The organism is Arthrobacter sp. BPSS-3 (assembly GCF_044628475.1).
GTDB lineage: Bacteria > Actinomycetota > Actinomycetes > Actinomycetales > Micrococcaceae > Arthrobacter.
In genome coordinates this window covers 91,980-104,250 of record NZ_JBIMMV010000004.1, presented here as the reverse complement: position 1 = coordinate 104,250, position 12,271 = coordinate 91,980, and the positions used below count along the sequence as shown (strand labels likewise).

The following is a 12,271-nucleotide window of genomic DNA, read 5'->3' as shown; positions in this document are numbered from 1 at the left end:
CATGCAGCTCAGCATCGAACTCACCGGCCGGACCGTCCTGGTGGCCGGCTCCGACGCCGCCGCCCGGCAGGCCGTCCTGCGCTACCGGGCCGCCGGCGCCGTCGTCAGCCGCCTCACCGGCCCGGACGCCCCGGCGGCCGCGGGTCCGCTGCCCTTCCTGGTGGCCGCGGTGGACGACGGCCAGCCCGGCTGGCCGGCCCGCCTGGACCGGTTCCGCGCCGCCGGCGTGCCGGTCGCCGCCGAACCGGCGGCCGGCCCGGCCGGGCACGTCACCCTGGTGGGCGGCGGCCCCGGCGCCGGGGAACTGCTCACCGTCGCCGCGGTGGCCGCCCTGCGCGACGCCGACGTCGTCTTCTACGACCGGCTGGCACCGCACCAGGACCTGCCGTCCCTGACCACCGCAGAGCTGGTGGACGTGGGCAAGACCCCCGGCCACCACAAGGTCAGCCAGGGCGGCATCGAGGAGTTGATGGTCAATGCCGCCCTGGCCGGCGCGAACGTGGTCCGGCTCAAGGGCGGAGACCCGTACGTCTTTGGCCGCGGCGGCGAGGAGGTGGCCGCCTGCGTGCGCGCCGGGCTGCCGGTCCGGGTCATTTCCGGGGTCACCAGCGCCGTCTCCGTCCCGGCCGCCGCGGGCATCCCGGTCACCCACCGCGAGGTCAGCCGCCTGTTCACCGTGGTCTCCGGCCACGCCCCGCTGACCGAGGACGAGCACCGGCACCTGACCGGGCTCGGCGGGACCATCGTGGTGCTGATGGGCATCGGCACGCTGCACCAGCTGGCGGCCGGGCTGCGCCGGGCCGGGATGGGCGCGGACATGCCGGTGGCGGTGATAGAGCGCGGCTACCAGCCCGGCCAGCGCACCACCATCGCGGACCTGGGCGGCATCACGGCGGCCGCTGCCGGCTGTGGCAACCCCGCCGTCCTGGTGATCGGTGAGGTGGTCCGGGTCGCGGAGGCGAACCGGGGCTGCGACGCCGCCGCGGCCGAACTGGACCGCCTCGCGGCGTCCCTGGTCGGGGCGTGAGCGCCGTGATCGTGAACAGCCTGCCCGTCACCGCGCCCGCCACCGCCACGGAGGCCTCCGACCAGCCGCTGGAAGGGTTCCGGATCGGCGTCACCTCGCACCGACGCTCGCAGGACCTGATCGAGGCCCTGGAACGCCGCGGCGCCGAGGTGCTGCACGCACCGGCGCTGAAGATCGCCCCGGTGCGGGAGGACCACCGGCTGATCGAGGACAGCCGCGCCATCATCGAGGCCCGGCCGCAGCTGTGCATCGCCACCACTGCCTACGGCATGCGCCGCTGGTGCGAGGCGGCGGACAGCTTCGGCATCGGCGACCAGCTGCTGGAAACCCTGGGCGCCACCCGGATGTTCGTCCGCGGGCCCAAGGCCCGCGGCGCCGTGCGCGCGGCCGGCCTGGCCGACGTCGGGATCAGCAGCGACGAGACCACCGCAACCCTGGTGGACATGCTGCTGGCCGAGGGGGTGCGCGGGAAGACCGTCGCCGTCCAGCTGCACGGCTACACCGACGTCCGGCAGCTGGAGCGGCTCCGGATGTCCGGGGCAAACGTCATGACCGTCACCCCCTACCGCTGGGTCAAGCCCGAGGGCGCCGGCCGGCTGCCCAAGCTGATCGAGGCCGCCTGCAACGGCAGCCTCGACGTGCTGACCTTCACCTCCGCCCCCGCCGTCGACGCGCTGTGGAGCACCGCGCACGAGATGGGCCTGTACAAGCAACTGGTCGCGGCGCTGAAGACCACGGTGGCCACCGCCGTCGTCGGCCCCATCACCGCCCAGCCGCTGGTCGACGCCGGCGTGCAGCCGCTGGTGCCGGAACGGTTCCGGATGGGCGCGCTGATCCGGCTGGTCTGCGAGCACCTGGCCCTGAACCACGTCCGCCGGCTGGACACCGCCGGGGGCGCGGTGGAGCTGCGCGGCCGGTCGCTGCGGATCGACGGCGAGCCCGTGGAACTGGCGCCCGCGCCGCTGCTGCTGATGCGGGCGCTGCTGGGGGCCGGCGGCGCCGTCCTGTCCCGGGAGTCGCTCTCCGAGCTGCTGGAACTGCGCGGCTCGGTGCACGCGCTGGACATGACCGTCAGCCGGCTCCGGTCCGCGCTGCCGGACGCCTCGCTGGTGGAAACCGTGGTGAAGCGCGGCTACCGGCTCCGGGTGTGAGCCACGCCATTACCAGCTGGTAACAATTGGCGAACAGGGAGCGAAAATACCGCAACACCGCAGAAACGTGCGCGAAAAACCGGCCTCCTACGCTGGGGAACAACAGAAACAGGGGCCACACCAGCAGGCCCGCCAGCGAAAGGGCCAGCACATGTCCGCACCGAAATCCTCCGCCACCAGCACCGCCTCCACCACCGTGGCCTCCTCGCCGCGGATCGTGATCGCCGGGGCCGGCCCGGCGGCGCAGGCCCTGGTCCGCCAGCTCACCCGCACCCCGTTCGGCGGCGCCATCACGGTCCTCAGCAACCGGGACGACGCCCCGGCGGAGCTGCTGGAGCTGGCCGTTCTCCCCCAGGTCTCGGTCCGGTTCGGCCAGCCCGCCAGCTTCATCGACGCCGAGCAGCGGCGGGTGACGACGGCGGACGGCCTCGAATTCGGCTACGACCAGCTGGTCATCGCCACCGGCTCGGCCCCGGCGCTGGCCCCGATCGAGGGCTCGGGCCGGTGCCTGAGCTACTCCACGATCGACGACGCCGGCACCCTCGGCGACGCGGTCAAGGACGTCACCCGGGTCCTGGGCCGGCGGCCGCTGGGCATCCTGGTGGGCACCGGCACGGCAGCGGGACAGGCCGAGGCGGTGCTGCGGGCCCGCGGCGTCCGCCCGGTCCGCACCACGCTGCGGCCCGCCGCCGTCGTCCCCACCCTCGCCGGGTCCGTGCTGCCGGCCTCCGGGATCGTCTTCGAGGACGGCTCCAGCATGAGCGGGGACCTGGTGGTCCTCGCCGAGGAGCGGATCTCCCGGGACGCGCTGGCCCGCACCGCCGGGCTGGCCACCGCCGCCCAGGGCGGGATCCTGGTGGGGGCCGACTACCGCACCTCCGTGCCCGGCATCTGGGCGATCGGCGACGCCGCGGCGCTCGACGGCGTCCGGCTGGGCCTGTTGGTGGCCGCCGGTTCCGCCGCCAGCATCTGCGCCGCCGGGCTCGTGCAGGCCTGCCTCCAGGTCCCCGTCGCGGCCGCCGCCTGAGCGGGCTTCCTACCCCGAGACAGTGTGGTCCCATATGGCAAGATGGTGCACTGAGAAGCCACGACGCGCGCCGCGTCAGCAGCCGGGCCGGCCATGATCCGTCCCGTCAGGAAAGGGACCACCATGAGCAACGACGCCACCACGGCCGGGGCCTCCGGCACCGGCCAGGACCTCCACCACGGCACCGGCAACATCGCCGCGTTCATCGACCACACCCTGCTCAAGCCGGAGGCCGGCGAGGCCGACGTGCTCAAGGTCTGCTCCGAGGCCGCCGAGTACCAGTTCAAGTCCGTCTGCGTGAACCCGATCTGGGTCAAGACCGTCAAGACCGCCCTCAAAGGCTCCGGCGTGCTGACCTGCTCCGTGATCGGCTTCCCGCTCGGTGCGACACCCAGCGACGTCAAGGCCTTCGAGGCCCGCGGCGCCGTGCTCGACGGCGCGGACGAGATCGACATGGTGATCAACATCGCCGCCGCCCGCGCCGGCGACAAGGGCGCCCTGGTCGATGACATCCGTGCCGTGGCCGAGACCGTCCACGCCGGCGGCGCCATCCTCAAGGTCATCATCGAGACGTCCCTGCTGGACGACACGCAGAAGGTCCTCGCCTGCGAGGCCGCCGTCGAGGCCGGCGCCGACTTCGTCAAGACCTCCACCGGCTTCAACGGCGGCGGCGCGACGGTCGAGGACGTCACCCTGATGCGCCGCACCGTGGGACCGGACCTGGGCGTCAAGGCATCCGGCGGCGTGCGGTCCCTCGCCGACGCGCAGGCTATGATAGCTGCTGGTGCAACACGTATTGGCGCCAGCTCCGGCATCGCGATCGTCAAGGGCGAACAGGGTTCGTCCGCGTACTGACCGCCCCGCCGGAACCACGCCGCCACAGTTTTTACAGCCCCGCGGGGCCGAGGAGGAACGAATGTCCAGCAACAACGGCAAGACCGCCAAGACCCCCAGGTTCGAGAACAACCTGGCATCCAGCGTGGTGCTGTTTGTCATCATGATGGCGCTCTTCTTCGGCGCCCTGTACTCGCTGTCGTTCCTGACCCTGGGCAACCCTTGGCCGATGCTTGCCTGCCTGGTGCTGTTCGCCCTGGCGTTCTGGATCCCGCAGACCATCACCGGCCGCTCGGACTCGGCCGGCGAACACTAAGCCTCGTCCAACGCACTGAAGCCCCGGTCCGCCGGGGCTTCCGTCGTTTAATGGCCGGTTCCAGAAGGGCGCGGCGGATTCGGACCCGCGCACCCCGGACCCGAACCGCAGCGGAAATGTGCCACGCCGACGGGCAGGTTGCGGCTAGCTTCCCGTGCCGAGCAGACGGCCGACGACGGCGGAGCCGAAGGCGACGGCCGCCGGGAAGTGGCCACGGGCGACGTCGACGGCGGCGACGCACATCCCCACCATGGCGTAGGCGCCGACCGGGATCAGCACCAGCCACTCGCGCCGCGAACCGGCACGGCCCAGGAGCGGGATGGAGAACGCCCCGTTGGCTTTCCAGACGTCCTTGACCAGCGGCAGCCTCCGCAGGAACTTCGGCGGTTTGACCACGATTGGCCACAGCAGCGGCACTCCCCCGGTGGTGATCATGTCCCCGAGGATGTGCACCAGCACGCCGGTCAGCATCGACACCGGCAGCCAGGACCACTGATGCGGGGCGAACCAGGTCACCAGCCCGGCCATGGTGAGCGCGAAGATCCAGTTGCTGACCACCCCATACTTGGGGAAGAGCTTGAGCGCCTTCGCGGCGATGTTGATTAGGAACATGCACAGCAGCCCGGCGCCCACCGAGAGCAGGCCCCAGTCGGTCTGCAGCTGGATCTTCCCGGCCAGCGCGGCCAGCAGCACGAAGAACGCCGCCCCCAGCACCGAGTGGGTGCCCTGGCGGTGGCCGCCGGAGGCGTTCTCGATCCCGACGGCGATCAGGTTCGACAGCGGCGGCAGCGCGTGCGCCACCGTGGACGAGCGGTGGTCCCAGTCGCAGATCAGCGCCGTCCCCGCGGTCGCCATCCCGCCGATGACGATCCCGGCGGGATCCAACGGGTACCAGCCGAGCGTGTACGGCCCGGTCGAGGCAATAGCCACCCACGCCGCGGCACCTGACGCGGCGTGGTGTCCTCCCATCACGGCCTAGCCCGCGGCGGGCGGGGCGTCGGTGAAGATCGCCTCGATCACGCTGTTGGCCCAGGCCAGGATCTCGGCGTCCTGCAGGTCGCGGCCGCCGATCCGGGCGGTCTTGGGCTTGGGAATCAGTACCGCGTCCAGGGCCGGCTTGGTCTGCGAGCCCGGGTACATGCGGGCCAGCCGCATCTGCTTGGACTCGGGCAGCTGGGCGGGCGAGAACTTGATGAAGTTCCCCTGCAGGGCGACGTCGGTGAGGCCCGCCTCGCGCGCCCCAACCCGGAAACGAGCCACGGCCACGAGGTTCTGGGCGGGCAGCGGCAGCTCCCCGTAGCGGTCCACCAGCTCGGCCTCGACCTCCTCGATCGCCTCGTTGGTGAGCGCCGAGGCCAGCTTCCGGTACGCCTCCAGGCGGAGCCGTTCGCCGGGAACGTAGTCGTGCGGCAGGTGCGCATTGACCGGCAGCTCGATCTTCATTTCGGCGGCCTTCTCCTCGGCCTCGCCGCGGTAATCCGCCACGGCCTCGCCGACCAGCCGGATGTAGAGGTCGAAGCCGACGCCCTGGATGTGGCCGGACTGTTCTCCGCCGAGCAGGTTGCCGGCGCCGCGGATCTCGAGGTCCTTCATGGCCAGCTGCATACCGGCGCCAAGCTCATTGTGGGTGGCCACGGCCTTGAGCCGCTCCAGCGCCACCTCGCCCAGCGGCTTCTCCGAGGGGTAGAGGAAGTAGGCGTAGGCGCGTTCCCGGCCGCGGCCCACCCGCCCGCGCAGCTGGTGCAGCTGCGAGAGCCCGTACTTGTCCGCGCCGTCGACGATCAGGGTGTTGGCGTTGGAGATGTCCAGGCCGGTCTCGATGATGGTGGTGCAGACCAGGACGTCGAAGCGCTTCTCCCAGAAGTCCACGATGATCTGTTCCAGCCGGCTCTCGGACATCTTGCCGTGCGCCACCTCCACGCGCGCCTCGGGCACGAGTTCGCGGATCTTCGCGGCGGTGCGCTCGATCGTGGAGACCCGGTTGTGGACGAAGAAGACCTGCCCCTCGCGCATCAGCTCGCGGCGGATCGCGGCGGAGGTCTGCTTGTCCGTGTACGGGCCCACGTAGGTCAGCACCGGGTGCCGCTCCTCCGGCGGGGTGGCCAGGGTGGAGGTCTCGCGGATGCCGGTCAGCGACATCTCCAGGGTGCGCGGGATCGGCGTCGCGCTCATGGCCAGGACGTCCACGTTGGTGCGCATCTTCTTCAGCGCCTCCTTGTGTTCGACGCCGAAGCGCTGCTCCTCGTCCACGATCACCAGGCCCAGGTCCTTGAACTCGAAGTCCTTGGACAGCAGCCGGTGGGTGCCGATGACGACGTCGACCGCGCCGGTCTTGACGCCTTCGGCCGTCTCCTTGGCCTCCTTGGCGGCCTGGAAGCGGGACAGGGGCCGGACCCGCAGCGGGAACCCGGAGAACCGCTCGGTGAAGGTCTCGTAGTGCTGCTGGGCGAGCAGGGTAGTGGGCACCAGCACGGCCACCTGCTTGCCGTCCTGGACGGCCTTGAACGCGGCCCGGACGGCGATCTCGGTCTTGCCGTAGCCGACGTCGCCGGAGACCAGGCGGTCCATCGGGATCTCCCGTTCCATGTCCGCCTTGACCTCGTTGATGGTGGTCAGCTGGTCCGGGGTCTCCACATAGGGGAAAGCCTCCTCCAGCTCGCGCTGCCAGGGCGTGTCCGGGCCGAAGGCGTGGCCGCGGGAGGCCATCCGGGCCGAGTAGAGCCGGATCAGCTCGCCGGCGATCTCCTTGACCGCCTTGCGGGCCTTGGACTTGGTGCTGGCCCAGTCGGAGCCGCCCATCTTGCTCAACACCGGGGTGTCGCCGCCGACATAGCGGGTGACCTGGTCCAGCTGGTCGGTGGGGACGAAGAGCCGGTCGCCGGGGGCGCCGCGCTTGGACGGGGCGTACTCAAGCACCAGGTACTCGCGCACACCGTCGCCTCCACCGGCCACCTTGCGCTGGATCAGCTCGACGAACCGTCCGATGCCGTGCTGTTCGTGCACCACGAAGTCCCCGGCGAGCAGCTGCAGCGGGTCGACGGCGTTGCGCCGCTTGGAGGGCATCCGCCGCATGTCCTTGGTGGACCCGGCGGACGTGCGGCCCAGCAGGTCCGCCTCGGTCAGCAGCGCCGTCTTGAGCCCGTCCAGGACGAAGCCGCGGCCCACGCATGCGGTGGTGACCTCGATCAACCCCGGCTGCGGCTCCGCTTCGAGCGTCTCGACCCGGGCGCAGGGGATGTCGTTGTCGTGGAACAGCTCGGCGAGGCGCTGGGCGGGGCCGGGGCCCTCGGTGGCGACCACGATTCGCCACTGGTCGCGCACGTGCGAGCCGATGAAGTCCATCATCTCGGCGACGTCGCCCTGGTAGCCGCGCGGTTCGCGGGCGTGCAGGTTCACGACGTCGATGTCCGGCAGCAGCTCCTCGTCGCTGGCCAGGGAGCTGATCGACCACCAGGACACCTGGTGCTCCAGCGCGGTGGCGCGGGTCTCGGCCAGGGACCGGAAGCTGGCCGAGTGCAGCGCCTCGGACGCGGCGGCGCTCAAATCCAGCGGTGCAGACCCGCCGTCGGACGCCGTGGACCAGGCCGCCTCGAGGAATTCCTCGTTAGTAGCGGCGAGGTCGTGGGCGCGGGTGCGGACCTTCTCGGGTTCGATCACGACGGCGATCGAACCGGCCGGGAACTGGTCCACGAACGGAACCATCGAATCCACCAGCACCGGGGCGAGGGACTCCATGCCCTCGACGGCAATGCCGCCGGCGATCTTCTCCAGCATGTCCGCGGCGGCCGGCAGCTGGGACTTCAGCGTCGCGGCGCGGGACATCACGGAGGGGGTGATCAGGATTTCGCGACACGGCGGGGCGTGCAGTTCGGTGGGGTGGTGCACTCCGGGGGCGGTCAGCGAGCGCTGGTCGGCGACGGCGAACCAGCGCATCTGTTCGACCTCGTCGCCGAAGAACTCCACCCGGATGGGGTGGTCCTCGGTGGGCGGGAAGACGTCCAGCATGCCGCCGCGGACGGCGAACTCGCCGCGCCGGGTGACCATGTCCACCCGGGCGTAGGCGGCGGCCGCGAGGTTCTTCACCACCTCACCGAACGGGGCCTCCTGACCCACCGTCAGGGTCACGGGCACCAGCTCGCCAAGCCCCGCCACGATCGGCTGGACGACGGCGCGGACGGGGGCGACGACGACGCGCAGCGGCGTGCCGGAGGCCTCCGGGTGGGCCAGGCGGCGCAGCACGGAGAGGCGGCGGCCGACGGTGTCCGAGCGCGGGGAGAGCCGCTCGTGCGGGAGGGTCTCCCAGCTGGGGAACTCGGCGATGCTGCCGGCGGGCAGGAAGGCGTCCAGGGCCTGCACCAGGTCCTCCGCCTCACGCCCGGTGGCGGTCACGGCCAGCACGACGGGGGCAGCGGTGCCGCCGGTGTCGGACGCGAGCAGGCCGTCCGAGACCTCGGCGAGCAGGGCCGCGCGCAGCCCGGCCGGGGCGCTGAGCTGGTAGCCCTCGCTCCGGGCGGAGACCGGCCGGGATGCCTCGGCCTGCACCCGGGCGAAGGTTGAGTCCCGGGCGAGGACGCGCCGCAGGCCGGAAAGTGAGGGGCCGGGAAGGCTCATGGCGGAAACTCCTGAACTGATCGCTGACGTGCAGGCAACACGAATACCCGGAATTCGCAAGAATCCCGGGTGATTCCAGCCTACCGCCACCGGAGCGGACCGGGCACCCGGGGGCTAAGCTGGCAGGACGGGCCCGGCCCGTTTCCGGCTCCCCATCCACGCCTGTTTCGTGGCAGCGGGGACGTCCGGCGGGCCCGCCGCTCCGAATGGCTAATATCCGCAACGAGAAGGAGCCACCCGCAATGACCGGCATCCCCCTTACCCCGCACCCCAAGACCGTCCTGGTCACCGGCGCCACCGGCTACATCGGCGGCCGGCTGGTCCCCCGGCTGCTGGAGGCCGGGCACAGGGTCAAAGTCCTGGTCCGGACGCCGGCGAAGATCGCGGGCGTGCCCTGGCTGGAGCAGGTGGAGGTGGTGCAGAGCAGCCTCGACGACGGCGGGGCACTCAAGGCTGCCCTGGCCGGCGTCGACGTCCTCTACTACCTGGTCCACTCGATGGCCGGCGGCTCCGGCTTCGAGGCCAAGGAAAAGGCGATGGCGGCGCTCACCGCAGAGGCGGCCGAGTCCGCCGGCGTGGACCGGATCGTCTACCTCGGCGGCCTGCACCCCTCCGGCGCCGAACTCTCCACCCACATGCGCTCCCGCGAGGCCGTGGGCAAGATCTTCCTGGACAGCCCCGTGGACGCCGTCGTCTTCCAGGCCGGCGTGGTGATCGGCTCCGGCTCCGCGTCCTTTGAGATGATCCGGCACCTGTCCGAGACGCTGCCGCTGATGCCGGCCCCCAGCTGGGTGCGCAACAAGATCGAGGCGATCGCCGTCCGCGACGTGCTCTACTACCTGGTCGGCGCGGCCTCGCTGGAGGGCCCGATCAACCGCACCTTCGACATCGGCTCCCGGCAGGTGCTCACCTACGCCGGGATGATGCAGGAGTACGCCGCGGAGGCCGGGCTGCCCTACCGGATGGTGCTGGCCCTGCCCGTTCCGGCCCCGAAGCTGGCCGGCATGTGGGTGGCCCTGACCACGCCAATCCCGCTGTCCATGTCCCTGCCGCTGGTGGAATCTCTTCAGCACGACGCCGTGGCGCGCGAACACGACATCGACGACTTCATCCCGCAGCCCGACGGCGGCCTGACCCCCTACCGCCGCGCCGTCGCCCTGGCCCTGGGCCGGGAACGCGACGGGCAGGTGGAGACCACGTGGGCGAACGCGGGCGCCGACGCCGACCCGTTGCCGAGCGACCCGGAGTGGGCCGGGCACCGGGTCTACGTGGATGAGCGCAGCTACTCCAGCCCGGCGGCCCCGGACCACGTCTGGACCATCATCGAGGGCATCGGCGGGCAGAACGGCTGGTACTCCCTGCCGCTGGCGTGGAGCGTCCGCGGCTGGCTGGATAAGCTGACCGGCGGGGCCGGGCTGGCCCGCGGCCGTCGCCACCCGCGGCTGCTGGCCGAGGGCGAAGTGGTGGACTGGTGGCGGGTGGAGCGGATCGACCGCGGCCGGCTGCTCCGGCTCCGTGCCGAGATGCGCGCCCCGGGCCGGGCCTGGCTGGAGCTCATGGTGGAACCGGAGGGCAACGGCAGCCTCTACCGGCAGCGGGCCATCTTTTTCCCCAAGGGGCTCAGCGGCAAGCTCTACTGGCTGGCTGTGCTGCCGTTCCACAGTCTGATTTTCCCCGCCATGTCGCGGAATATCGCGGCGGCGGCCCAACGGCTCGCAGAGACAGAACCAGAGGCGAAACCAGTGCCGGAACCGGAACGGGCGCCGAAGACCGAATCGGAACCGGCCGGGCCTAACGCGTAAGATGTTTGGAGCCCGAAACGACCCCTTCCACCCCCTGGAGGACCCTAATGGCCCTGAGCGCATCCACCACCCTTCCGCACACCGTCGAGAGTGTCACGGCAGTCTTCGCCAACGAGGACTTCCTGCGCCACACCAGTGAACTGGTCGGCGGCACCCTGGAATCGTTCGCCGTCGATGGCGATACGGCCGGCGCATTCAACACCACCACCGTGCGCACCATCCCCACGACCCGCATGCCGGACATCGCCCGGAAGTTCGTCGGCGAGAGCCTGAAGGTCACCCAGCTTGAGAGCTGGGGCGCCCCGGCGGCCGACGGTTCGCGGGAAAGCAACATCTCCCTCAAGGTTGCCGGCGCCCCGCTGGACGTCACCGCCGTGCAGCGCCTCGTGGCCGAGGGCGGCAGCACCCGGATCGAGTTGGAGGGCACCGTGTCCTCCTCCGTGCCGTTCCTCGGCGGGAAGATCGCCGACGCCGCCGAGCCGATGGTGGGCAAGGCCCTGAACATCCAGGCCACCCAGGCGCAGGCCTGGCTCGAAAGCCACTAGGCCATGCAGCTTCCCGTCCTCGCCGCCGTCGTCCTGATCATCGCCGGCATCTGGTCGCTGGTGGTCTGGCCGCAGTTCCTGCGCCGCGTGCGCAACGATCCGCGGGCCCGTGACGCCAATGGCAAGGCCACCCGGTTCCTGACCGTGCACGTGGTGCTGGTCAGCATCTCGATGGTGCTCGGTGCGGCCACGGCCGGGATCGGGATCGCCGGGCTCTTCTGATTCCGCGGTCCCTTCCGGACCCCACCCGGCCGTCGCGAAATGTGAGTAGGTAACCCGCTCACGTAAGCGGCGGCCGGGTCTTTTTTTGCGTGGACCGCACGCTGTTTCCGGCCGCCGGCCCGCCGTCCAATGGTGCTATGGACATGGATGGAATGGAACGGGTCTGGCACGGCAGCCACCGGAAGCCGGGCGGACGGAACTGGTCGATGTACACCGCGCTGGCCATGATGGTGCTGCTCTTCGGCATCATCGCCAGCTACGTGCCCTAGCTCTCCTGCCGGCCCAGCGCCTGGGTGAGGGCGTCCTCGGCGGCAACCCAGGAGAGCATGGCGCACTTGACCCGCGCGGCGTAGCGGGACACACCCTCGAACGCGGCCGCGTCGCCGAGGATCTCCGGATCCGCGGCCACCTTGCCGCGGGAGCGCAGCACCTCACGGAAGCTGTCGATGATGCGCTGCAATTCCGCCGTGTCCAGGTCCTCGGCGAGCTCGGTCAGGACCGAGGCGGACGCCATCGAGATCGAGCACCCCTCACCGTCCCAGCGGAGGTCGCTGACCTTCCCGCCGGCCACGGACACCCGCACGGTAATCTCGTCGCCGCAGGTCGGGTTCAGCTGGTGCGACTGGCCGGACGCGGCCCCCGCGGGGAACTCCGCCCCCGCATCCAGGCCGTTGCCGTGCCGTTCCTTGGCGTGCTCGAGGATGATTTGTTGGTACAGCTGGTCAAGGCTCACGGG

The 12,271-nt window shown here is 71.2% G+C and carries 12 protein-coding genes; 9 read left to right on the top strand and 3 right to left on the bottom strand.

What is annotated here, in order from left to right; translation table 11 throughout:
* Position 1: 1 nt before the first annotated feature.
* From cobA to ACFVY3_RS07935, 5 genes are all read left to right on the top strand, one after another.
* Entirely contained in the window at positions 2 to 1,027 is a 1,026-nt protein-coding gene (gene cobA / locus ACFVY3_RS07955) for a uroporphyrinogen-III C-methyltransferase (protein ID WP_400159337.1), read from the top strand.
* A gap of 5 nt (positions 1,028 to 1,032) precedes the next feature.
* Entirely contained in the window at positions 1,033 to 2,178 is a 1,146-nt protein-coding gene (locus ACFVY3_RS07950) for a uroporphyrinogen-III synthase (RefSeq protein WP_400159493.1), read from the top strand.
* 151 nt (positions 2,179 to 2,329) lie between these two features.
* Entirely contained in the window at positions 2,330 to 3,205 is an 876-nt protein-coding gene (locus ACFVY3_RS07945; protein WP_400159336.1) for an FAD-dependent oxidoreductase, read from the top strand.
* Positions 3,206 to 3,328: 123 nt separating this feature from the next.
* The gene (deoC, locus tag ACFVY3_RS07940) at positions 3,329 to 4,060 is read left to right on the top strand and encodes a deoxyribose-phosphate aldolase (RefSeq protein ID WP_400159335.1); all 732 of its coding nucleotides are present in this window, start codon (positions 3,329 to 3,331) and stop codon (positions 4,058 to 4,060) included.
* Positions 4,061 to 4,121: 61 nt separating this feature from the next.
* Positions 4,122 to 4,355 (top strand): hypothetical protein, encoded by a 234-nt coding sequence (locus ACFVY3_RS07935; protein ID WP_290258496.1) that lies wholly within the window; start codon positions 4,122 to 4,124, stop codon positions 4,353 to 4,355.
* Between the two features lie 144 nt (positions 4,356 to 4,499).
* Here the strand turns inward: ACFVY3_RS07935 and ACFVY3_RS07930 are convergent, their stop codons facing one another.
* Complete coding sequence (locus ACFVY3_RS07930; RefSeq protein ID WP_377972377.1) at positions 4,500 to 5,324, bottom strand: metal-dependent hydrolase; 825 nt, start codon at positions 5,322 to 5,324, stop codon at positions 4,500 to 4,502.
* Positions 5,325 to 5,330: 6 nt separating this feature from the next.
* On the bottom strand, positions 5,331 to 8,966 hold the full coding sequence (mfd, locus tag ACFVY3_RS07925) for a transcription-repair coupling factor (protein WP_400159334.1): 3,636 nt from the start codon (positions 8,964 to 8,966) through the stop codon (positions 5,331 to 5,333).
* Between the two features lie 242 nt (positions 8,967 to 9,208).
* On the opposite strand from mfd, the gene ACFVY3_RS07920 reads away from it, so the two are divergent.
* The 4 genes from ACFVY3_RS07920 to ACFVY3_RS07905 all read left to right on the top strand — a co-directional run bounded on the left by ACFVY3_RS07920 (position 9,209) and on the right by ACFVY3_RS07905 (position 11,804).
* A complete protein-coding gene (locus ACFVY3_RS07920) occupies positions 9,209 to 10,768 on the top strand; it encodes an SDR family oxidoreductase (RefSeq protein ID WP_400159333.1) in 1,560 nt (519 codons plus the stop codon).
* A gap of 47 nt (positions 10,769 to 10,815) precedes the next feature.
* Positions 10,816 to 11,313 carry a DUF2505 domain-containing protein gene (locus ACFVY3_RS07915; protein ID WP_290258501.1) on the top strand — a complete coding sequence of 166 codons (498 nt, stop codon included), beginning with the start codon at positions 10,816 to 10,818 and terminating at the stop codon, positions 11,311 to 11,313.
* A 3-nt stretch (positions 11,314 to 11,316) separates the two neighbouring features.
* On the top strand, positions 11,317 to 11,535 hold the full coding sequence (locus tag ACFVY3_RS07910; RefSeq protein ID WP_400159332.1) for an SCO4848 family membrane protein: 219 nt from the start codon (positions 11,317 to 11,319) through the stop codon (positions 11,533 to 11,535).
* 137 nt (positions 11,536 to 11,672) lie between these two features.
* Positions 11,673 to 11,804: a hypothetical protein gene (locus tag ACFVY3_RS07905; RefSeq protein ID WP_290258503.1), complete on the top strand. Its 132-nt coding sequence runs from the start codon at positions 11,673 to 11,675 to the stop codon at positions 11,802 to 11,804.
* Here ACFVY3_RS07905 and sufU read toward each other — a convergent pair.
* Entirely contained in the window at positions 11,801 to 12,268 is a 468-nt protein-coding gene (gene sufU, locus ACFVY3_RS07900; protein ID WP_364136901.1) for a Fe-S cluster assembly sulfur transfer protein SufU, read from the bottom strand. The two genes, ACFVY3_RS07905 and sufU, sit on opposite strands and share 4 nt — an antisense overlap.
* Between the last annotated feature and the right edge of the window lie 3 nt (positions 12,269 to 12,271).

Excerpts from the sequence above, each read along its gene's own strand:
- ACFVY3_RS07915 (WP_290258501.1), top strand. The coding sequence starts at position 10,816 with ATGGCCCTGAGCGCATCCACCACCCTTCCGCACACCGTCGAGAGTGTC.
- ACFVY3_RS07945 (WP_400159336.1), top strand. The coding sequence starts at position 2,330 with ATGTCCGCACCGAAATCCTCCGCCACCAGCACCGCCTCCACCACCGTG.
- deoC (WP_400159335.1), top strand. The coding sequence starts at position 3,329 with ATGAGCAACGACGCCACCACGGCCGGGGCCTCCGGCACCGGCCAGGAC.
- ACFVY3_RS07910 (WP_400159332.1), top strand. The coding sequence starts at position 11,317 with ATGCAGCTTCCCGTCCTCGCCGCCGTCGTCCTGATCATCGCCGGCATC.
- mfd (WP_400159334.1), bottom strand. The coding sequence starts at position 8,966 with ATGAGCCTTCCCGGCCCCTCACTTTCCGGCCTGCGGCGCGTCCTCGCC.
- cobA (WP_400159337.1), top strand. The coding sequence starts at position 2 with ATGCAGCTCAGCATCGAACTCACCGGCCGGACCGTCCTGGTGGCCGGC.
- ACFVY3_RS07905 (WP_290258503.1), top strand. The coding sequence starts at position 11,673 with ATGGACATGGATGGAATGGAACGGGTCTGGCACGGCAGCCACCGGAAG.
- ACFVY3_RS07935 (WP_290258496.1), top strand. The coding sequence starts at position 4,122 with ATGTCCAGCAACAACGGCAAGACCGCCAAGACCCCCAGGTTCGAGAAC.
- ACFVY3_RS07930 (WP_377972377.1), bottom strand. The coding sequence starts at position 5,324 with ATGGGAGGACACCACGCCGCGTCAGGTGCCGCGGCGTGGGTGGCTATT.
- ACFVY3_RS07920 (WP_400159333.1), top strand. The coding sequence starts at position 9,209 with ATGACCGGCATCCCCCTTACCCCGCACCCCAAGACCGTCCTGGTCACC.